Annotated in this window: 19 protein-coding genes; 15 read left to right on the top strand and 4 right to left on the bottom strand. The window is 38.6% G+C overall.

All coding sequences use genetic code 11. The annotated features are described in order from the left end of the window. Positions 1 to 51 precede the first annotated feature (51 nt). From nagA to OS138_RS05635, 3 genes are all read left to right on the top strand, one after another. The gene (gene nagA / locus OS138_RS05645) at positions 52 to 1,200 is read left to right on the top strand and encodes an N-acetylglucosamine-6-phosphate deacetylase (protein ID WP_325069807.1); all 1,149 of its coding nucleotides are present in this window, start codon (positions 52 to 54) and stop codon (positions 1,198 to 1,200) included. A gap of 277 nt (positions 1,201 to 1,477) precedes the next feature. Next, a complete protein-coding gene (locus OS138_RS05640) occupies positions 1,478 to 2,479 on the top strand; it encodes an AEC family transporter (RefSeq protein WP_306433635.1) in 1,002 nt (333 codons plus the stop codon). A gap of 18 nt (positions 2,480 to 2,497) precedes the next feature. Then, positions 2,498 to 3,517: a 2-hydroxyacid dehydrogenase gene (locus tag OS138_RS05635; RefSeq protein ID WP_002289800.1), complete on the top strand. Its 1,020-nt coding sequence runs from the start codon at positions 2,498 to 2,500 to the stop codon at positions 3,515 to 3,517. Between the two features lie 101 nt (positions 3,518 to 3,618). Here the strand turns inward: OS138_RS05635 and OS138_RS05630 are convergent, their stop codons facing one another. Together OS138_RS05630 and OS138_RS05625 are read right to left on the bottom strand one after the other, a co-directional pair. Then, a complete protein-coding gene (locus OS138_RS05630) occupies positions 3,619 to 4,335 on the bottom strand; it encodes a response regulator (protein WP_025477743.1) in 717 nt (238 codons plus the stop codon). Continuing rightward, positions 4,304 to 5,974, bottom strand: coding sequence for an ATP-binding protein (locus OS138_RS05625; protein ID WP_325069853.1), 1,671 nt, complete (start codon positions 5,972 to 5,974; stop codon positions 4,304 to 4,306). Before OS138_RS05625 ends, OS138_RS05630 begins: the two co-directional genes overlap by 32 nt. 152 nt (positions 5,975 to 6,126) lie before the next feature. Here OS138_RS05625 and OS138_RS05620 point away from each other — a divergent pair, with 152 nt between their 5' ends. Together OS138_RS05620 and OS138_RS05615 are read left to right on the top strand one after the other, a co-directional pair. Next, positions 6,127 to 6,651: an NfeD family protein gene (locus OS138_RS05620; protein ID WP_002295447.1), complete on the top strand. Its 525-nt coding sequence runs from the start codon at positions 6,127 to 6,129 to the stop codon at positions 6,649 to 6,651. Between the two features lie 15 nt (positions 6,652 to 6,666). After that, positions 6,667 to 8,166 carry a flotillin family protein gene (locus OS138_RS05615; protein ID WP_002306891.1) on the top strand — a complete coding sequence of 500 codons (1,500 nt, stop codon included), beginning with the start codon at positions 6,667 to 6,669 and terminating at the stop codon, positions 8,164 to 8,166. Between the two features lie 87 nt (positions 8,167 to 8,253). Here OS138_RS05615 and OS138_RS05610 read toward each other — a convergent pair whose 3' ends face one another. Beyond that, positions 8,254 to 8,856, bottom strand: coding sequence for an FUSC family protein (locus OS138_RS05610; RefSeq protein WP_002295450.1), 603 nt, complete (start codon positions 8,854 to 8,856; stop codon positions 8,254 to 8,256). 104 nt (positions 8,857 to 8,960) lie between these two features. Between OS138_RS05610 and OS138_RS05605 the strand changes: the two genes are divergently transcribed. Further along, positions 8,961 to 9,917: an aromatic acid exporter family protein gene (locus tag OS138_RS05605; protein ID WP_002295453.1), complete on the top strand. Its 957-nt coding sequence runs from the start codon at positions 8,961 to 8,963 to the stop codon at positions 9,915 to 9,917. A gap of 300 nt (positions 9,918 to 10,217) precedes the next feature. Here OS138_RS05605 and OS138_RS05600 read toward each other — a convergent pair whose 3' ends face one another. Continuing rightward, positions 10,218 to 11,174, bottom strand: coding sequence for a Gfo/Idh/MocA family protein (locus OS138_RS05600; RefSeq protein ID WP_325069806.1), 957 nt, complete (start codon positions 11,172 to 11,174; stop codon positions 10,218 to 10,220). Between the two features lie 173 nt (positions 11,175 to 11,347). Here OS138_RS05600 and OS138_RS05595 point away from each other — a divergent pair, with 173 nt between their 5' ends. The 9 genes from OS138_RS05595 (at position 11,348) to OS138_RS05555 (ending at position 19,686) form a co-directional block, all read left to right on the top strand. Then, positions 11,348 to 11,908 (top strand): hypothetical protein, encoded by a 561-nt coding sequence (locus OS138_RS05595; RefSeq protein ID WP_002318405.1) that lies wholly within the window; start codon positions 11,348 to 11,350, stop codon positions 11,906 to 11,908. Beyond that, entirely contained in the window at positions 11,901 to 12,725 is an 825-nt protein-coding gene (locus OS138_RS05590) for a M15 family metallopeptidase (RefSeq protein WP_002327097.1), read from the top strand. The genes OS138_RS05595 and OS138_RS05590 overlap by 8 nt, the downstream gene beginning before the upstream one ends. A gap of 9 nt (positions 12,726 to 12,734) precedes the next feature. After that, positions 12,735 to 13,352: a glycoside hydrolase family 73 protein gene (locus OS138_RS05585; protein WP_002327096.1), complete on the top strand. Its 618-nt coding sequence runs from the start codon at positions 12,735 to 12,737 to the stop codon at positions 13,350 to 13,352. Between the two features lie 17 nt (positions 13,353 to 13,369). After that, positions 13,370 to 14,053, top strand: coding sequence for a hydrolase (locus OS138_RS05580; protein ID WP_002298744.1), 684 nt, complete (start codon positions 13,370 to 13,372; stop codon positions 14,051 to 14,053). 681 nt (positions 14,054 to 14,734) lie between these two features. Then, positions 14,735 to 16,018 (top strand): ABC transporter substrate-binding protein, encoded by a 1,284-nt coding sequence (locus OS138_RS05575; RefSeq protein WP_248269482.1) that lies wholly within the window; start codon positions 14,735 to 14,737, stop codon positions 16,016 to 16,018. A gap of 15 nt (positions 16,019 to 16,033) precedes the next feature. Continuing rightward, the gene (locus tag OS138_RS05570; RefSeq protein WP_325069799.1) at positions 16,034 to 16,921 is read left to right on the top strand and encodes a carbohydrate ABC transporter permease; all 888 of its coding nucleotides are present in this window, start codon (positions 16,034 to 16,036) and stop codon (positions 16,919 to 16,921) included. Between the two features lie 16 nt (positions 16,922 to 16,937). Further along, complete coding sequence (locus OS138_RS05565; RefSeq protein ID WP_325069797.1) at positions 16,938 to 17,774, top strand: carbohydrate ABC transporter permease; 837 nt, start codon at positions 16,938 to 16,940, stop codon at positions 17,772 to 17,774. A gap of 2 nt (positions 17,775 to 17,776) precedes the next feature. Next, complete coding sequence (locus OS138_RS05560) at positions 17,777 to 18,400, top strand: hypothetical protein (protein WP_325069795.1); 624 nt, start codon at positions 17,777 to 17,779, stop codon at positions 18,398 to 18,400. Further along, complete coding sequence (locus OS138_RS05555) at positions 18,397 to 19,686, top strand: Gfo/Idh/MocA family protein (RefSeq protein WP_087625736.1); 1,290 nt, start codon at positions 18,397 to 18,399, stop codon at positions 19,684 to 19,686. Before OS138_RS05560 ends, OS138_RS05555 begins: the two co-directional genes overlap by 4 nt. Positions 19,687 to 20,019 lie beyond the last annotated feature (333 nt).

Genomic DNA, 20,019 nt, shown 5'->3' with positions numbered 1-20,019 from the left:
TTCTCTAAATAAGAGTACTTTAGAGGTAGAAAAACAAAGGGAGAGAATAGAATGAGAACTTTTATCTATGCTGACAAATTCTTTTTAGCGTCAGGTGTCAAACATGCAGGCTATCTTGAAATTACCGATGGACGTTTTGGTGAATACACTAAAGAACTACCTGAGGGAGAAGTCAACATTATTGACCAAAGCGGCAAATGGATTGCTCCTGGTTTGGTAGATACACATATTCACGGCTATATGAATCATGATGTAATGGATAATGATGCAGAAGGCATCAAAGTGATGTCTGAAGGTCTGTTATCTTGTGGTGTGACATCATTTTTACCAACAACATTAACGTCAAGCAAAGAACGTTTGAAAGATGTAGCTGAAACAATCGGTAAAATGTATCAAGAAGCACCTGGAGCTAAAATCAAAGGAATCTATTTTGAAGGTCCTTTCTTCACGGAAGAACACAAAGGCGCACAAAACCCAAGTTACTTTGGTGATCCTGATTTGGATACTTTCCATGAATGGCAAGAAGCTTCAGGCGGTTTGATCAAAAAGATTGCTTTAGCACCAGAACGTCAAGGTGTGGAAGAGTTTGTCAAACAAGTGACTGAAGAAGGAGTAGTTGTTTCTCTAGGACACAGTAATGCTACACTAGAAGAAGCGCAAAAAGCTGTTGAAGCAGGCGCAAGTGTATTTGTCCATGCTTTCAATGGTATGCGTGGATTGAATCATCGCGAACCAGGTATGGTGGGTGCGTTATTATCTTTAGAACATGTCTTTTCTGAATTGATTTGTGATGGCCATCATGTACATCCAAATGCTGCAGGAATCCTAATGGAAAAAGCAGGACATGATCATGTCGCATTAATTACAGACTGTATGATGGCAGGTGGGATGCCTGATGGAAATTACAATTTAGGCGAATTTCCAGTAGTAGTAAAAGAAGGAACAGCACGTCTAGAATCTGGCAACTTAGCTGGAAGTATATTGAAATTGAAAGAAGCAATTAAAAATGTTGTAGACTGGGGATTAGCAACACCAGAACAAGCAGTCATGATGGCTAGTCTGATTCCAGCAATCAGCTGTAAAATCGATGATACATGTGGAAAAATCGCTCAAGGACGCGATGCAGACTTTATCGTATTGAACCCTGATATGACATTGGAAGCAACTTATCTAGATGGCGTGGAACGTTTCCACGCATAATATAATTTAAGTTAACCTTAAAACTAAACTTCTTAAGTTTGGTTTTAAGGTTTTTTTTGCGTTCTAGTAAAAATCACTTTACATAAGTTTCAAAAGTTTCTTTAATTTCCTATTGTTCAATAAGTAACAATATAAAGATAAAATTAAAAATGTTAATACGTATTAGCAAAATAAAAGCGTTTTTTATTGTGAATAAATGAACATAATTAGAAGGAGAAAGATGAACTTATTTGACATTTTTCGATCGACTTTGACAGATATGTCGATTGTCAGTGCAATCACTTCAACAGTTTTTATTATATTATTAGGGTTTGTTTGTAGAAAAAAGGGGATTTTTTCTGAATCTGTTGGAAAAATTCTATCGAAAGTCGTCTTAACAGTGGCTTTGCCAGCACTGGCATTTCGAGCTTTCATGCAAGATATCAATACAGAATTACTGATGCAAGGAATCAATGTCTTGATTTGGGGATTAGTTATTTATATTATTCTTATTCTAGTTTCAAAACCTTTTTTCTTAAGCTATAAAGGGGATAAGCAAACAACGTTGCGTGTCCTGACGATCTTTGGTTCTACGACCTTTTTCGGAACGCCTATCGTCAGTGCGATTTATGGTCCTGTCGGCGTGATGTATTCCTCAATTTTCAATATTGGGTACCGAATCTTTTTGTATTCTTATGGATACATAAAAATGAGTGGCTTGAAGATGGAAGCTAAAAATATCAAAGCGATGTTCGTCAATCCAATCATTATCGCTACTTTTGCCGGCCTTTTCATTTGGCTGTTCCAAGGGTATCTGCCACAAGTGTCAGTTATAGGTGCAGAAGGAGAGATAAGCCAAGTAGCGTTTTTGCGAATTGACCAGACTGCACCGTGGCTATTTCAGCCGATGGATTATTTAGCTGGTTTAAGTTCACCATTGGCGTGGCTAGCAATCGGCGCAACATTAGGTGAAGTAAGCTTCAAAAAAGCTGCATCTGAAAAAACTTCATGGTATTACAGTCTAGTCAAAGTGGTATTTGTACCTGCATTGAATATCGTGATTCTAGCAGTTTTGACGGCAACGAATATTCTACCAGTCAATTTTGAAGCACTGGCAACAATCGTTATCATGATGGCTACACCAGCTGCAACAGTGGCAGCAGCCTATGCTATCAGTTTTGATAGGGAGGCACTTTTAGCCTCCAATGCATCCTTACTGTCAACTATTTTTGCTGTGGTACTGACACCTGTATGGATCGTTGTATTACAAATGATTCATGGCATAGGTTTGTTTTCATAAGAAATGGAGGAAGAAAGTATGAGAATCGCATGTTACGGTGTTCGTCCGAACGAGATAGATTTTTTTGAAAAATTGAATATTTACCATTATGATCTCAGTCTTTATGAAGAACTGTTGACACATGACAATATCGTGTCAGCAAAGGACCATGATGCTGTATTGTTGAGGGGAAATTGTATAGCAGATGAGACCAATCTTGCAAAAATGCAGGAATATGGGATTCGTTATGTTTTTACACGGACTGTGGGAGTCAATCATATCGATCTACAAGCGGCAGCTGATTTTGGTATGACGGTAGCCCGTGTACCATCGTATTCGCCAAATGCGATAGCAGAGTTATCTTTGACTTTTGCCATGATGCTTTTGAGAAATACTGCGTATACGACGATCCGAACATCTTTCAAAGATTTTCGAGTGGATGAGCAAATGTTTAGTCGTGAAATCAGAAATTGCACAGTAGGGATCATAGGAACAGGCAGGATAGGGTTGACGGAAGCTGTTTTGTTTAAGGGACTAGGAGCTAAAGTGATCGGCTACGATATTCATCAGACAGAAGCTGCTAAAAAAGTATTGACGTTCCACTCGCTTGAAGAGTTATTAGCCAAAAGCGATATTGTCAGTATTCATGTACCTCATATCCCAGGTGAAAACGATCAAATGATCAATGAAGGATTTTTAGCTCAAATGAAAAAAGGCAGCATCTTGATCAATACAGCCCGTGGAGAGCTTCAAGATAATGAAGCTATTTTAAGAGCTTTGAAAAGCAATCATTTAGCTGGTTTTGCAACCGATGTTTTTGCAAATGAAACAGAGGTTTTTTTCCGATCCTTCAAGCCATGGGAGACGATTCCAGACCCTGCTATCCAGCAATTAGTAGAAATGTACCCTAGAGTTCTTGTAACCCCGCATGTAGGTTCAAATACAGATGAGGCATTATCAAATATGATTTCGACAAGTTTCGAGAACTTTCGTGAAATAATAGAAACTGGAAAAACGAAAAATGAGGTATCTCTTCCTAAAGCCCGTCAATTAAGATAAGAAAACATGGATATTCGTCAATAAAATGTTTAAAAATAGTCCAAGTAAACAGTTGTTACTTCTGTATACTTGGACTATTTTGTATGGGATAATTCGATGACTCAACAGTAATCTGTGAGCTTTTTCCGCCCATTCTTTGTCAATTCATAACAGGTTAGCGGCCGGCCGATTTCCAAATATTTGATTCTTTCGTTCAATATATCTTGTTCTACTAAAAAATTCAAATATTTCTTGACGGATATACGTGACAGTGAACTTTTTTGAGCCAGTTCTTTTGTTGAAAAAATAGTATCTTCTTTTAGAATAAATGCACTTATTTTTTTTAAAGTCAGTTTTGACAGACCTTTAGGCAAATCGATGAATGCTGGTATTTCGTGAATGGGAGTGGTGTGGTTGAATACTTGATCGATCAATTTCTGATCGGCTTTTTCAGTCGTTTGGATTGTCTGAGAGAAAGCAAGATACTTTTCGATCGCCAGCTGAAAACGTTGCAAAGTGAACGGTTTGATCAAATAATCTAAGGCACCGTAGCGGATCACATTCTTTATGGTTTCGATATCATCTGCAGCAGTGATCAAAATCACTGGGATATCATTTCCTTGCTGTCTAAGCCAAGATAAAAAATGGATACCACTTTCGCCAGGCATGTATACATCAAGCAGCAGCAGATCTGCGTTTTTTTGTCTGAAATATTTTTTTCCTTCTTCTACATTTCTGAAACTTTCGATTACGTTCATATTAGGGATGCTTTCCACAAAAGTACGATTCAATTCTGCAACCATTGGATCATCTTCGATTATCAGGACATTTGTCATCATTTTGATCTTCCTTTTTTGGTAATTCTAGATAGACGATTGTACCGCCATTTGTTTGTTTGGAAAATTCTAAAAATCCACCGTGGCGTTTGACGATTGAATGGATGAGATTCAACCCAAACCCACGATTGATTCCCTTCGTCGAAAAACCTAGCGTAAATATTTTTTCTGAGATTTCTTCTGATATCCCGACACCGTCATCGCAGACGGTCACGATGAATACTTCAGCTTCTGTGTCATAGTTTAAATGAATCCGGACCTGTCCGTTTCTTTCATGCTTTTGTAGCACGGCTTCTTTTGCATTATCAAGTAAGTTCCCTAACACTTGCAAAAGTGAATGGATGGAGTCATCCATCTCCATTTTAGGTATAAAAGAATCGCTTTCTAACAGCATTTCAACAGATTGTTCTTTGGCTTCATTTATTTTGCCTAATAAAAAACCGGCAATTGCAGGAACTTTGATCAGACTTGAGACTTGGCCAATCTCTTTTTTATAATTTTGATTTAGCTGCTGGATAAAATGGGTGACTTCTTCATACTTCTTCAAATCAATCAAACCAGAAATGACATGAAGTTTATTCATGAATTCATGGGTTTGAGCTCTCATGGAGTTTATATATTGTTTCGTCCCCCCAAGCTCCTCCATTAATTTCATTACTTCCGATCGGTTCCGCAAAGTTGCGACTGCTCCTAAAAACCGGTCATTGCTAAAAAGAGGTGTAACGCTAGAAATAGTTTCTATCCCATTTAAATACATGGATTGAGTGCGAACGGTCGTTTGATGCTCAATCGTCTCTTTAAACAAAACGTCATATAGATTATCACTGATTTTTTTTCCTACTTCGAAATCCAATAGCTGCTCTGTTTGGTAGAAAATGTTTTTTGCAGGTGTATTGATCAAGAGGATAGTTTTATCAGAAGAGATGGCTAAGATTCCTTCATCTCCTTCATTTTCAATAATCGTTTTTTCGCTTAACTGCTCCGCTATTTCTTGCGGTTCAAGTCCAAACAGTATTTTTTTCATTTTTTGAGCAAGAAAAACAGCACCTATGATGCCTACGCTAAGTCCGATGATCAAGGAAAAAACAATCATTTTCTGTCCATCTTTGACTTGATTGTCAATCGTGTTGTTTGTTAAGCCAACACAAACCGCACCAATGATTTCTTGATTGTAATAGATAGGAACGAAATAGCGGAAGCCGAACCCTAGCATTCCTTCTTTTTCAGAGAAAAATTCTTGTCCGCCAATTACTTTCTTCACATCTTCATGACTTGAGAAAGGAAGACCAATATAACTAGGATCCGCATGAGAATATCTAATACCTTTAGGGTCCATGACAACGATAAAATCTAAATTTGATGCAATCATGATTTCATTTGTTATTCCTTGAATCGCATGTGTCGGGTCACCAGTCTGCAGCTTTTTTTGGATGAGTTTATCATTGGCAACGATTTTAGCAATGCTAGAGATTCTATCTGACACACTAGATCGGTTCATCGAAAGAATAAAATTCCTGATCAATATGGCAGAAACAATCAAAGAAACGAATGTGGAGAAACAAACGACAAGGATGATCGTGTTCTGGAGCTTTAATGGTTTTTTCTTAAAAAAGGAAACATAGGCTACCTCGAAAGAATTTATTGTGAAAATTTTAACATGAAAACAAAAATTTAACAAATTGTCAACGATAAACACAACCTTCCTATAAAAAACACCACTGAGTCGGTAAAAGAAGCTATACAGAATTTTCAAACATTGGTATGATAGACGTAGAAATGGAAGGAGGCGTGTATATGATAGGGGGAATCGCACTTGAGACGATTTATTGGTATACATTGCTGATTTGTGCAGGATTGGCAGTCCTATTGATTATTTTTGGAGATGTATTCGATTTTGATGGCCCGCTTGATCCGATGCTTATTATCCCTTGGTTAACTTTCACAAGCTTATTTGGTTTTCTAGGTGAGCGTTTAACAGATCAATCATCTTTATTTTTATTTATTGCTAGTGGAGGCATATCGATAGTGTTGGTATTTTTGCTTAATTTCTATATATTGATGCCGATGAAACATGCCGAATCAACGATGTCGTCTTCTGAAAAAACTCTGGAAGGACAAGTAGCTGTTGTGATCACACCGATCCCTGTACGAGGTATGGGAGAAATTCAGTTGAAAAGTGTTACCGGTTCCATTAGTCGTCCAGCTTGTTTTTACAGCCCCCAAGAACAGACAGCTGAGCGGGGAACGAAAGTATTGATCATTGAGATCAAGGAAAGAATCTGTTATGTCATGCCTTATGAAAGCATGATAAAAGCTTAAAGGAGCGTGTGTTAAATGGAAATACCAGTTGTTTTTATCGCGATCGCAATTGCAGCTTTGATTTTACTGATGTTGCTGATCGTCTTTGTAGCGAAGTACCAGACAGCAAAACCGGATGAAGCGTTGATCATCAGTGGAAGTTATTTAGGAAGCAAAAATGTGCACATTGATGAAAGCAATAACAAAATCAAAATTGTGCGTGGAGGTGGCGCATTCGTCTTGCCGGTTTTTCAACGTTCGAATCGGATCAGTCTATTATCGAGTAAATTGGACGTCTCCACCCCTGAAGTGTATACGGAACAAGGCGTACCGGTGATGTGTGATGGTACTTCGATCATCAAAATCGGTTCATCTGTAGAAGAGATTGCTACAGCAGCAGAACAGTTTTTAGGCAAGACAAGAGAAGAACTGGAAAATGAAGCAAGAGAAGTATTAGAAGGACACTTGCGCTCGATTCTTGGTTCTATGACTGTAGAAGAAATCTATCAAAATCGCGATAAGTTCAGTCAAAGCGTACAAGAAGTCGCTTCTGTAGACCTTGCAAAAATGGGGTTGATCATCGTTTCTTTCACTATCAAAGAGGTCAGAGACAAAAACGGTTATCTTGACTCTTTAGGGAAACCAAGAATCGCCCAAGTCAAAAGAGATGCAGATATAGCAGAAGCGGAAGCTCTAAAAGAAACGCGTATCAAAAAAGCTCAAGCAGAAAAAGAATCACAAGCAGCTGAATTACAGCGACAAACAGAGATCGCAGAATCATTAAAAGAAAAAGAACTGAAATTAGCAACCTACAAACAAGAACAAGATGTTGCTAAAGCAAAAGCAGACCAAGCCTACAATTTAGAAAGTGCCCGAGCACAACAACAAGTAATCGAACAGGAAATGCAGATTAAAATCGTAGAACGTCAAAAACAAATCGAACTGGAAGAAAAAGAAATCACACGTCGTGAAAAGCAATATGATTCGGAAGTGAAGAAAAAAGCAGATGCCGACCGTTATGCCAAAGAACAAGAAGCACAAGCTCAAAAAGTCAAAGAAGTGACTGAAGCCGAAGCAGAACGATTCCGTGTGGAAGCACTGGCAGAAGCCGAAGCCAATAAGACACGTTTAGCTGGACAAGCTGAAGCCGAAGCAGCACTAGCAAAAGGAAAAGCCGAAGCCGAAGCAAAACAAAAGATCGCCAATGCCTTCAAGGAATATGGCGAAGCAGCTGTCTTGAGCATGGTTATCGATATGTTACCGCAATTAATGCGCGAAGCAGCACAGCCGCTAGGAAATATCGAAAAAATCTCTGTTGTCGATACAGGAAGCAGCTCAGGAGAAACCAGTGGAGCGAACCGAGTGACAAATTATGCCACAAACTTGCTTTCTACTACTCAAGAAACATTAAAAGCGACAACAGGACTTGACTTGAAGGAAATCGTAGAGAATTTGTCGACACGTGGGACTACTAGCCAAGTAAATATGTATGAAGCACCAAAAGAGGCAGAACAAAACTCGATGAAGGAAGAATAAAGTAGTACACTTCACCGTTCAATCAAAAATGGAGGAAGACTTTTTAAAGTTCTTCTCTCCATTTTTTTATTTTATTGCAAAAGAAAATTAGTCCTCGCTATTTTTCTTTTGTTTTTGGATCTTAGCTTCTATCTCTTGTAAATTTGTTCTTAGCAATCGTTCTTTCTTTTGGAGTTCGACCAAATCTTCTGATAGTTCTTCCTTCTTTTCTGTTTCAGGAGGACGAAGAAAGAAATTGATACCGATTGCAATGAATGTCCCTATAAAAGTATCTAGTACACGTTGGATCGCATACAAAGCGGATTCGCCTTGAGGGATGCTCAACGCAATCAGCAACAACGTAGCGATTGCGGAAATGATACCGGAATTATTGTTAATACCATCTGACACGACGATCACAATAATAACTAGAATAGGAAGCAAGATCAATTCTACCAAAAAATCATTGTGAAAATAGCTTTTGACAAAAAAATAAATGATAGCTAATGTACCACCTAATGTATTGCCGATGATCCTAGACTTTCCAAAAGAAACGGTTGTAGTCAAGTCCTGACGCAAAGAAAAAACAGCAGATAATGCAGCAATCATCGGGATTCCTCGTTGAGTCAAATGAAAAAATAAGATACATAAAAAAACAGCTAAGGCACTTTTGATCGTACGCATACCTAGTCGAAAACGGCCAAATTGCATAGAGATTCTCCTTTTTGGTCTTTTTACTATCATACCTAAACTTTTGTCTGATAGCTAGTTTTTCATTATTCAAGTATAATTAAAATAAAAAAAGGGGGAAGTAAATGCGTATAGGAATGCGAACAGTCAAAACAGTGATCAGTGTCTTCTTTTCGATGGTCACAGCGGGTAGCTTATCGCTGTTGTATTGGCCAGCTGCAGGGATCATTGCATTATTAAGTGTAGGAAATACCAAGCGCTCTACATTGCGTACGGGCATGAATCGAATCGCAGCCTTTATATTAGCTACGGCAACAGCACTGTTCAGTTTTTTTGCTGTTGGGTATACTATTTTTGGCTTCAGTCTTTTTTTATTCCTGTTCATCCCGCTTGCCTCTCGCTTCAAATTAACCGAAGGGATCGTAGTAAATTCGGTTTTGGTCACTCATTATTTAGTGGAGGAAAACATGTCTTGGCAGCTGATCGGCAATGAAGCGGGATTAATGGCGATTGGATTAGTATTTGCTTTGCTTGCAAATGTTTACATGCCAGATCGTACGAAGCAGCTGAAGGAAAACCAAATACAGATCGAAAAAGAATTTCGAAATATTTTGAGACAAATGGCAGAATTTCTTTTATCAGAAAATAAAGAAGATGTGCAGATCAAATGCGAACATTTACTGACATTCATTCGCGAAAGCCAAGAAGATGCCAGAGAACATCAAGAAAACTACTGGCTCAGACAGCCGCTATACTACGAAACTTACTTCTCTATGAGAAGAGCACAGGCCAATGTGATTAAAGACATGTTGGAAAACCTAGAGAGAATCCAGCAACCAGCTTATTATGGAAAACATATCTATGGTTTATTGATTTATACTGCAGAAACATTTTCAGAGTCAAATGATGGCAGACAAATTTTAGCACGTATTGAAGAAGTTTATGTATTGTATCGGCAAATGCCTCTGCCGACTAGCCGCCCTGAATTCGAGGATCGAGCAGAATTGTTCCAGTTTTTGCAGTCTTTTAAAAGTTTTATTGAAATCAAGGCAGAATTCTCCCAACAAAAAATCCAAAAATAGAGGTTGTGAATTCAGCTGACCCTCGGTATTAGCTGAATTCACAACCTCTTCTTTAAACGGTGTTCTCCTGCCAACTCCTCGGTCACAAGTCACAATATTCAACAAACATGAGAAGCTGTTTTTTGAAATTGCTCCTTGTGACTCGGAGCTGAACGGCAGGCTCACGATCTCTTTCTTAAACGGTGTTCAAAAGCTTGCATCTGCGGTAATAAGTCCAGCCAAACGAAAATAGGAGGAGCTATTTTTGTTTGGCTGTTCTTATTACTTGATGCAGAACATCTTTTTCACAATCTTTTAAAATTACATCTTTTTCCATAAAACTTGCATCTGATCCAAGATGTCGATGACATCTTTTGTCAAGAAGAGAGAGCGATTGGGCAAGTCACCTTCAATCATGTGTACCATATTCTTTATTTCGTAATTCATTGCTTCAGATGTATTCCCGCTTTCGATGAATTCTTTTGTACCGTCTGTAAATAAGATCTCCGCACGATCAGCACGCGGGTAATCAGCAATCGTCACATAACCGTTCTCAAAGGCAACGATGCCGACTTTTGGCATTTTTGCCTGAAAAGTCAAGCTGACAGCAGCAAGTTCATTTTCTTTGTTACGCAAGACAGTGACGGATTGTTCGTCCACGCCTGTTTCAAAAGGAACCATTGTAGAGGCAACTACTTCAGGTTGAGAGCTTAAAAAGAAACGAGCGAAAGATACAGCATACGTACCGATATCCAACAGAGCTCCTCCAGCTAATTCTGGATTGAAGAACCGGTTTTTGGGGTCTGGTTCTTTGTAACTGCCGAAAGGTGCTTGGATCATTTTTAAAGCCCCTAGTTTTCCTGTATCCATTATTGAGCGTAACTGCTGATAAAGTGGCATGTTGAAGATTGTCATCGCTTCTGCTAAGATCAAATTCTTTTCTTCTGCTAAGCGCATAGCGTCAGCCAGTTCTTTTTTATTCATCGTGATGGCTTTTTCACATAGAACGTGTTTGCCTGCTGCCAAGGCTGCCAAGATATGGTCGATATGCTGTCTATTTGGTACAGCAATGTACACGATGTCGATTTCAGCATCGTCTAACATTTCTTGATAGCTTCCGTAAGCTTTTGGAATATTGTAACGGTGAGCGAAGTTTTCCGCTTTTTCTGAAGTTCTGGAAGCAACTGCTGTTAGCTCGCTCGTCTCTTGATTGAAGCTTTCGGCAAACTCATGTGCGATGGTACCAAGACCAACGATTCCCCATTGATATTTTTTCATCTGAAAACGCTCCTTCATAGTTGGATTGAGTTTCTTGTCTGTCTATTATTATAACAAAAATCACGAAGAATAAAGGGGAGAGGACTTGAAACATTAAAAAAAATGAAAGCAGCGATTTAAGAGGTGCTTTTTGATCAAAACTTAAGTAGAATAGTTAAAAGGAGGGGATAAACGTGCATCAAGTATATATTGATCTTATTATGAGTGTATTATTAGAACAGTTTGAAACTGAAAAAAATTTTTTAGATGAATACTTGCTGATCAGTCCAGAACAATGGCAAAAATGGAAAGATGGCGAGAAAAACCTGCCATCTGAAGCGATGCAGAAAGTAAAAAATCTTTTCACTGATTATGAATGGATGCTAACGCAAAAGATTTTGCGTCAAACGATTATTTTTCCCGAAAAACGAAACGTTGCCGTTGCAGAGTACAAGCAAATCAAAACACGCATCGCGCAAAAATGGCTTAGCAGCAAAGCAGCAAAAGTCGAGCTGATCCCTTTGAAAAATAATCAGCAGGCTGGTAGATACCTTGACTTGAAAGTAAGTATTCAATATGATGAATGGGGCTATGATGATATTTTGAATTTTCGTCTGCCAGCAGATGTTCAAAAACAGATCGAAGGAGAAAAAATCGAACTTCTCGATTGGGTGAATGAAAATCTGGAAGAAACTTACGTTCATGAGGTGAACGGGGAACGTGAAGAACAACGAAAGGATTTTTCAAGTGAATAAATTTTTAGGATTTGGAGCAGTTGTGATTATGATCGCAGCAATGGGCTATGTTATTTTTAGCGATGATGATTCGCATGTTCAAGCCGGTAATCAAGCAGTCGAACGAACAAGCACCAAAACAACTGCTAGTAAAGAAAAGAACAGTCAAACAACCAGCAGCAAGGTAAAGGACAAAGAAACAAAAGATCGTACGTCCAAACAATTGCCAGATGTTAAAACAGACGATTGGAAGCTAGTTTTGGTTGGTCCAGATCACAAATTAGAAAAAGAAATCGATGAGTCTACTCAATTGGCATCATTAAGTAACGGATACTTGATCGACAAACGCATTGCTCCAGAATATGAAGCATTTGCTAAGGCTGCTGAAGCAGCTGGATTTCCATTAGTGATGGTCTCAGCTTACCGGTCTGTATCATCCCAACAACAAGTTTTCGAACAAAATGTCCACGATGTGATGAGTCGTCAAGGTGTATCAGAAGAGGAGGCGACAAAGATTACTAAAGAGACGATTACGGAGCCAGGATACAGCGAACACCACACAGGTCTGGCAGTCGATGTCGTCGATCAAAACTGGTACAACAGTTATCCTTCTACTGTATTGGATGCAAGTTACGGAGATCAGCCTGGAGCTAAATGGATCGCAGATAATGCTGCGCAGTATGGATTTATCGTTCGTTATCCAAAAGGACACGAAGATATAACTAAGATCACATATGAACCTTGGCACTTACGTTATGTCGGTAAAGAAAATGCTGAGTATATCACCAAACACCAATTGACGCTAGAAGAATATCTGAATGAATTAAATGAAAAGTAGGAATTGATCATGGCGAAAAAAAAGTGGAAAAAGCAAAAGCGCAAGAATATCCGTTGGCCAGCAGTGGTTGCCGGTGTAGCAGTGATACTCTTAGCCTTTGTTTTTTCCTTGAAGAATCTGTCTTCTCCTTTTACTGATAATCAGCAAGAAAATGAAGCGCAATCCCATCAGCAATTTATTGAACGGCTTGTTCCGCATGCCCAAGAACTACAAGATGGTTATGGAGTGCTTCCTAGTATCATTTTAGGACAAGCTATATTAGAATCAAATTGGGGAAAAAGTACCTTGGCTAGCAAATACAATAATCTTTTCGGGATCAAGGCTTATGGGGATCAGAAGAAAGTAAGCCTGGAAACAAAGGAATTTGTTAACGAAGAATGGATAACTATCCAAGGAGACTTCAAAGTGTATGATTCATGGGAACAGTCCATGGATGACCATACACAACTGTTCGTTCAAGGAGTAGATTGGAATCCTGCGCTGTATGAAAAAGTGATTACGGCCACCAACTATCAGGAAGCCGCACAAGCATTGCAAGATGCAGGTTATGCGACAGACCCCGGTTATGCGCAAAAAATCATCCAGGTCATCGAGACGTATCATTTGAATCAGTATGACCGGAGATAGCAAAGGAGAAGTGGCTGATGGCAGAACAATTTACGCCAGAAATCATGACGGAATTGAGAAAAGATATCGTAAGAGTACCGGAAATCATTTTAGAAGCAAGCGGGATCAAGATATTTGGAAAATTGATCCGTTCGATCATCTTTACTACGGATATTGCGATCATACGTAATACAAATGCGAATGCAGTAATTGCTGTGTATCCTTTTACACCTCATCCAGCGATTACTAAAAGCATTATTGAGGCAGCTGACATTCCAGTTTTCTCCGGTGTAGGTGGTGGTTTGACACAAGGTACTCGTTCTTCCTACATGAGCATGTTCGCAGAAGCGCAAGGTTCGTTAGGGGTCGTTTTGAACGGTCCTACGCCTTTAGAGACAGTAAAAGAAGTTTGTCGAGTAGTTGATATTCCAGTTATCAGTACGGTAACGTCGAAATATACAGAAATAGATGAAAAGTTAGCAGCTGGTATTTCGATTATCAATATCAGTGCAGGTAAAGAAACTGCAGAAGCAGTACGCCATTTTCGTAAAAAATATCCTGAACTTCCTATCATTGCGACAGGTGGTCCAACGGAAGAAAGTATTGCTGAGACCATTCAAGCAGGAGCAAATGCCATCACATATACGCCACCAAGTAGCGGAGAGCTTTTTAGTCGTAAAATGGAAAAATATCGGGAAACTGAGAAAAAGAATCATGAATAACAGGTGAGAATCAAAAGACGAGGAAGAGCAGATAGTGGCTCTTCCTCGTCTTTTGTACTCCAGTACTATTTGTTCAGAATTCAAAAAAAGAGAAATTTTTTTGTTTTTTTATCTGTAATGTACATAAGAAGAGTCAAAACCTTTTGTTATTATTAGCATTCTAACAAAAAAATGTCTTGATTTATTGAAGCGCTTTCTATAGAATGAAAAACGAATAAAAACTAAAAAAGGCACCCGACAATTTAGTAGCAGCTAAATTGTCGGGGCTTGAAAAGTCAGCGGGAACTGACCAATCAAGTTGCCATAGTCAATGCTTGTGCATCGACGTGTATATTGTACCTAATTTCATAAAGAATTACTAGTTATTTTTCTGTTTTTTAGGGAAGAGCGTACACGAAGAAGCATGCTTATTTAGCTATGTCAAGGATATTGGACAGTTGTCTGATATCCTTTTTTCTTTGCGTAATTATCCTCCCATCCTTGAAGCAAGAAGTGTTTTTAGCGATGAAAGAAGAATCAGCACGATCTAATTTTCCTTGAAAGTATTGAGTTGTTCATCCTAGGCAGAACGATAAGGCAAGTCTTGGTTTTTATTCCCCTTAAAAAAGATCGTTTAATAAATATGTTCTGTATAAAAATACAGTATATTGAAAAATAACAATGGAAGTAGAGGTGCAGAGAATGAAGAAAAGAATGAGAATCATCTTAGCTTTAAGTGTTATGTTATTCTTCTTGACGGCTTGTGGGCAAGAAGATGACAAAAAAATCACGCTGAACATGGCTTGGTGGGGTTCGCAAGTCCGACACGATGCAACAGTAAAAGTAATCGAGCTTTATGAAGAAAAAAATCCCCATGTGACGATCGATTATGAATTTTATGATTATGAAGGATATTACACAAAATTAGGTACACTAGCAGCATCAGATGATATCTGGGACATTTTCCAACTGAACAATCAATTTCCTCAATACATCAATCAGATTGAACCATTAGATGAATATGTGGAGCAAGGGATAATTGATATTTCTAATGCAGATGAATCCTATTTAGCAACGACGACTTACGACGGGCAATTAGTTGGACTGTCTAACGGGGTGAATTCGTTTGCGATTGCTTACAATAAAAATATATTTGAACAATTAAATATCCCTGAACCTGCTTCAAATTGGACATGGGATGAATTTGAACAAATCAGCTATCAAATCACTGAAGAATTAGGAATCTATGCTATTTCAAGATTCGAAGATTTTATAGCTGGCTGTATTATTCAAATACCACAAGTTGAGAAAGGATTGAATTTTTATAATCGGGAAGATCTATCTAACAGCTTGGGATTTGAAAATCCAGACTATCTAACAGATTTTTTCCAGCTGCGTAAAAATCTGGTAGACAAAGGGGCCCATCCGGAACCAGGTGGTGGAGCTGCAAGTACGACGGATCTGTCTTTTCAGGCGGTTAGGGATAGAGAAGCGGCAATGGTGTTTCTATCAAGTAACCAGTTGACAGAAATATTGTCAGGGGCTCCTGAAGATATGGAGATCCAGTTGATTAATCCACCTCGCAGAAAAGCAGATGGAGAATCTGGTATCCCTTTGCGTTCTTCGCAAATGCTGAGTATGGCAAAAAGCTCAGCACATAAAGAAGAAGCTGCTAAGTTTATTGATTTCTTTCAAAACAGTGAAGAAGCCAATGAAATTTTAAAAGGAGAACGTGGTGTACCAATCATGTCGAATATTCGAGAACAGCTCGCTCGTACAGATGATGCAACTTTGCAAGCGACATTTGACTATTTAGAAATGATTTCCGATATGGATAACGGTAAAGTGAATGTCTTTGATAGTGCTTTGAATCCGGAAATTCAAGACCAATACAATCTTTTAGTTGAAAAAGTCATTTATGAAGAAGTAACAGCAGAAGAAGCAGCAGAGAGTCTTTATGAGTTTGCGTCAAACATTCTAGGATAGCAGCAGGAGGAAGGCATGAAAAAAGAAAAACTAAAACGGTTCTTGGATCAAGACAATGTGGTTGGTTACGTATTTGCTTCTCCCTTCATCCTAGGATTTCTATTGATAACAGTGATACCGATGATCTTGTCACTTTATTATTCGTTCACCGATTATCGTTTGGGAAATCCAGTCTCATGGATCGGCTTGGATAATTATATAAAGATGCTGAGTGATGCCCGTTTTTTGAACTCCATCCGAGTCACTTTTCTCTATGTATTTGCATCTGTACCTGTGAAACTGATCTTTGGTCTATTGATTGCTTATCTTTTAACGAGGAATATCAAAGGAACGACTTTCTTTCGTTCTTTGTATTATGTGCTTAGTTTGATTGGTGGCAGCATTTCTATCGCTCTAGTTTGGCGGGAGTTGTTTTCTAAAAACGGGTTAGTGAATATTTTTCTGGAACGATTAGGCGCACCTGCGCTTTCCTGGTTTAGCGATCAAAAACTGGTCATGATCCCTCTTGTTTTGATGTCTGCTTGGCAATTCGGTTCGGCAATGATCATCTTTGCTGCAGGTATCAAAGAGATCCCAGGCTCGTATTATGAAGCGGCAGAGATCGATGGAGCGAACAAATGGCAGACGTTTTACAAGATCACGTTACCTCTTCTTTCACCGATCATTTTGTATAACTTGGTCATGCAGACAATCGCGGCGTTTATGACTTTTACGCAGGCATTTATCATTACCCAAGGTGGTCCGAATGATGCCACGAACTTTTATGCTCTTTATGTGTATAACCAAGCTTTTTCTTTTAATTCTATGGGGTATGCTAGTGCTATTTCGTGGATCATGCTGTTGATTATGGGAGCTGTCACCTTTCTGATTTTCAAATCATCAAAAAAATGGGTCGTTGTGTGAATGAGAGGAGGAAGAAATGAATAAAACAGTAACGAAATGGTTTCAATACGGTTTTATTTTGCTATTAGGTCTAGTCATGATTTATCCGGTCTTATGGATGATCGCAGGTTCTTTTAAAACGGATCAAGAGATCCTGAGTGGTTCGCTGAATTTGATTCCAGAGACTTTTCAATGGGAAAATTACGCAAAAGGATGGGCAGGGTTTGCTGGAATTTCATTTTTTACTTTCTTTAGGAATTCGTTTGTCATCTCTGCAGTTTCGACGATGGGGACAGTTCTGAGCTCGACTTGTATTGCTTACGCATTATCGAGAATCGATTTCAAAGGAAAAAGATTCTGGTTCGTCGTCATGTTAGTAACGATGATGATTCCTGCACAAGTGATTTTGATTCCGCAGTTTATTATTTACAATCGGCTGAATTTGGTTGGGACGTATGTGCCGCTGATTTTACCACATTTTTTTGGACAAGCATTTTTCATTTACCAGATCATGCAATTCATGGTCAGCATCCCCAAAGAGTTAGATGAATCAGCGATTATTGACGGATGCAGCAAGTATAGTGTCTTTACCAAAATTATTTTTCCTTTGCTGAAACCTTCGATCATCACGACGATCATCATCCAGTTTTATTGGAAATGGGACGACTTCATGGGACCATTGATTTATTTAAACAAGCCGAGATCTTACACGGTATCGATTGCCATCAAATTATTTGCAGACGCTGGATCTAGCACGACTTACGCCAGTATGTTTGCGATGTCTACGCTGTCTCTGCTACCGGTTTTTCTGATTTTCTTATTCTTCAATAAATATCTCGTCCAAGGAATCAGTACAAGCGGTCTGAAGGGCTGAATATGAAAAAGCCAATAGAAGAGATGTTTCTTTACAAGCTCAACTACTATTTCTGTCGGATTTTTTTAACCAGTCTTATCAGTAATGCTCTTTTCGCTTTAGTCCTAGGATGTTTGTTCACTTTAGGATTAGTGCTGTCTGCTCGTGTTGTCTATCTGATTTATTTTTTGATGATGTATCCTTCTTATTATCTATCTGTCCATTACTTGGCAGAAAAAAAGGTATGTTGGAGGAAAGAAAAAATCAAACGGATGTGTTTCATCATTACGTTGTTTCAGCTGTTTGTCATTATTTTTGCAGTTGATTGGTATTTATTAGTGGGAAAGATTGGAGCTTGGTATCTGATTCCTTTTCTATTGTGTCTGTTGCTTTTTGTATCCCATAGTTTTTTTAGTACGCTAATTGATATCTGCAAAGAAGATAAAGCAGATAGTCTTGGTTATTTGATCAAAAGGAATATCTGGCTGTTGTCAAAAAACGTCAAAGGGTTTCTGTGGTATTTATGCCTTTTGTATGGACTGTTCTGGTGTATACAGCATGATTTTTTACTCACTGCATTACTGTATCCAGGGTTGCCATTTGTCACAGTATTTTGCTTAAAAGAAAAGGAGAATGACTTTAAATGAAGAAAAAATATGTACAAGTCGGACTTGGTGGGAGAGCGCGTTTTTTTTATGAGGCAATTGCCTCTACGTATCATCAAACTTGTGAACTAGTCGGTTTTTGTGATGTATCTCAAACAAGGATGGATTATGCAAATCGGATACTTGTGAACAAGTATGGACAGAAAAAAGTAAAGACATGTATGCCATCACAATTTGAGCAACTACTGGATGACGTACGGCCGGCTGAAGTCATTATTACGTCAGTAGATCGAACGCATCATGATTATATCATTCGTGCAATGAAAAAAGGATATGATGTTATTTGCGAAAAACCTCTGACTATCGATGAGGAAAAAGCTCAAGAAATAATAACGGTCCAAAAACAGACGGGGAGAAGCCTGCGAGTCACTTTCAATTATCGTTATGCACCGTATCACACGAAGATAAAGGAACTGATAGAAAGTGATGTGATTGGTGATGTGTTTTCTATCCACTTCGAATGGCTGTTAAATACGCAACACGGGGCAGATTATTTCAGAAGATGGCATCGAAATAAGCACAATAGCGGCGGGCTTCTTGTTCATAAATCTACCCATCATTTTGATCTAGTGAATTTTTGGTTGAACAGCCGTCCCAAAAAGGTATTTGCATTCGGTGGATTAAACTTTTATGGGATGCATAATGCGGAGAAACGCGGAGTAGAAACATTTTACAGTCGATGCTATGGAAGCGAACTAGCTAAAGCTGATCCATTTGCTATAGACCTGTCAGCCAATGAGGAATTGCGAGAAATGTATTTAGAAGCAGAAAAAGACAGTGGATATATTCGTGACCGCAGTGTATTTTCCGATGATATCTCTATTGAAGATACACTAGGCGTAACGGTCAAATATGAAACTGGTGCGATTTTGACGTATTCGCTAAATGCGTATATGCCGTGGGAAGGATTCAATGTTTCTTTCAATGGCAGCAAAGGACGGATCGAAATGAAAGTGATCGAAAAGTCTTACATCAATGCAGGTGGAGATAAAAAGGATGAAGGAGCAGCTGTTCTTCAGTCCATCCATGTCTATCCGATGTTCGGTGAGCCATATGAGGTAATCGTCGAACAAGAAGCGGGCGGACATGGCGGAGGAGATCCGCGTTTATTAGATGATCTATTTGGTGAAGAAAAAGAAGATTCGTGGAATCGGGCAGCAACTCACGTAGATGGTATTTTGTCGATTTTGACAGGAATCGCAGCAAATCATTCTATTGCTTCAGGAAAAGCAGTAGTGATTGACGAGCTTGTCAGCTTAAAAGAATAAGAATAGATTTACGGAAATTACTTCCCGTAGTTTATAAAATCTTGCCTTATTGCCGATAGGCTGTCTTTTGAACACTATTTATTCGGAAAAAGGGGCTATGACATGCATTTTGTCATGCCTTCTTTTTATGTGGGCTGCTTTTTTAGATAGGAGAAAATAAAAATAACTATTTAAACCCGAACAAAAAGGAATAATGCATTAAAAATCATTAGATTTTACAAAAAAATAAGTAAACCACGTTGTCAGTTTCAGAAAGTAGTGTTAGACTGTTTTCAATATTTGAAACAACATTTTTTATTCAAATATGGCAAACTGCCTTCACGTGCAAAACAG

Origin of the sequence: Enterococcus sp. E5-37 (assembly GCF_035726925.1) — a bacterium.
GTDB lineage: Bacteria > Bacillota > Bacilli > Lactobacillales > Enterococcaceae > Enterococcus_B > Enterococcus_B faecium.
Note: the sequence above shows the minus strand (reverse complement) of the source record. Positions and strands in the feature narration are given on the sequence as shown.

Excerpts from the sequence above, each read along its gene's own strand:
- nagA (WP_325069807.1), top strand. The coding sequence starts at position 52 with ATGAGAACTTTTATCTATGCTGACAAATTCTTTTTAGCGTCAGGTGTC.
- OS138_RS05635 (WP_002289800.1), top strand. The coding sequence starts at position 2,498 with ATGAGAATCGCATGTTACGGTGTTCGTCCGAACGAGATAGATTTTTTT.
- OS138_RS05630 (WP_025477743.1), bottom strand. The coding sequence starts at position 4,335 with ATGATGACAAATGTCCTGATAATCGAAGATGATCCAATGGTTGCAGAA.
- OS138_RS05620 (WP_002295447.1), top strand. The coding sequence starts at position 6,127 with ATGATAGGGGGAATCGCACTTGAGACGATTTATTGGTATACATTGCTG.
- OS138_RS05615 (WP_002306891.1), top strand. The coding sequence starts at position 6,667 with ATGGAAATACCAGTTGTTTTTATCGCGATCGCAATTGCAGCTTTGATT.
- OS138_RS05610 (WP_002295450.1), bottom strand. The coding sequence starts at position 8,856 with ATGCAATTTGGCCGTTTTCGACTAGGTATGCGTACGATCAAAAGTGCC.
- OS138_RS05605 (WP_002295453.1), top strand. The coding sequence starts at position 8,961 with ATGCGTATAGGAATGCGAACAGTCAAAACAGTGATCAGTGTCTTCTTT.
- OS138_RS05600 (WP_325069806.1), bottom strand. The coding sequence starts at position 11,174 with ATGAAAAAATATCAATGGGGAATCGTTGGTCTTGGTACCATCGCACAT.
- OS138_RS05585 (WP_002327096.1), top strand. The coding sequence starts at position 12,735 with ATGGCGAAAAAAAAGTGGAAAAAGCAAAAGCGCAAGAATATCCGTTGG.
- OS138_RS05580 (WP_002298744.1), top strand. The coding sequence starts at position 13,370 with ATGGCAGAACAATTTACGCCAGAAATCATGACGGAATTGAGAAAAGAT.
- OS138_RS05575 (WP_248269482.1), top strand. The coding sequence starts at position 14,735 with ATGAAGAAAAGAATGAGAATCATCTTAGCTTTAAGTGTTATGTTATTC.
- OS138_RS05570 (WP_325069799.1), top strand. The coding sequence starts at position 16,034 with ATGAAAAAAGAAAAACTAAAACGGTTCTTGGATCAAGACAATGTGGTT.
- OS138_RS05565 (WP_325069797.1), top strand. The coding sequence starts at position 16,938 with ATGAATAAAACAGTAACGAAATGGTTTCAATACGGTTTTATTTTGCTA.
- OS138_RS05560 (WP_325069795.1), top strand. The coding sequence starts at position 17,777 with ATGAAAAAGCCAATAGAAGAGATGTTTCTTTACAAGCTCAACTACTAT.
- OS138_RS05555 (WP_087625736.1), top strand. The coding sequence starts at position 18,397 with ATGAAGAAAAAATATGTACAAGTCGGACTTGGTGGGAGAGCGCGTTTT.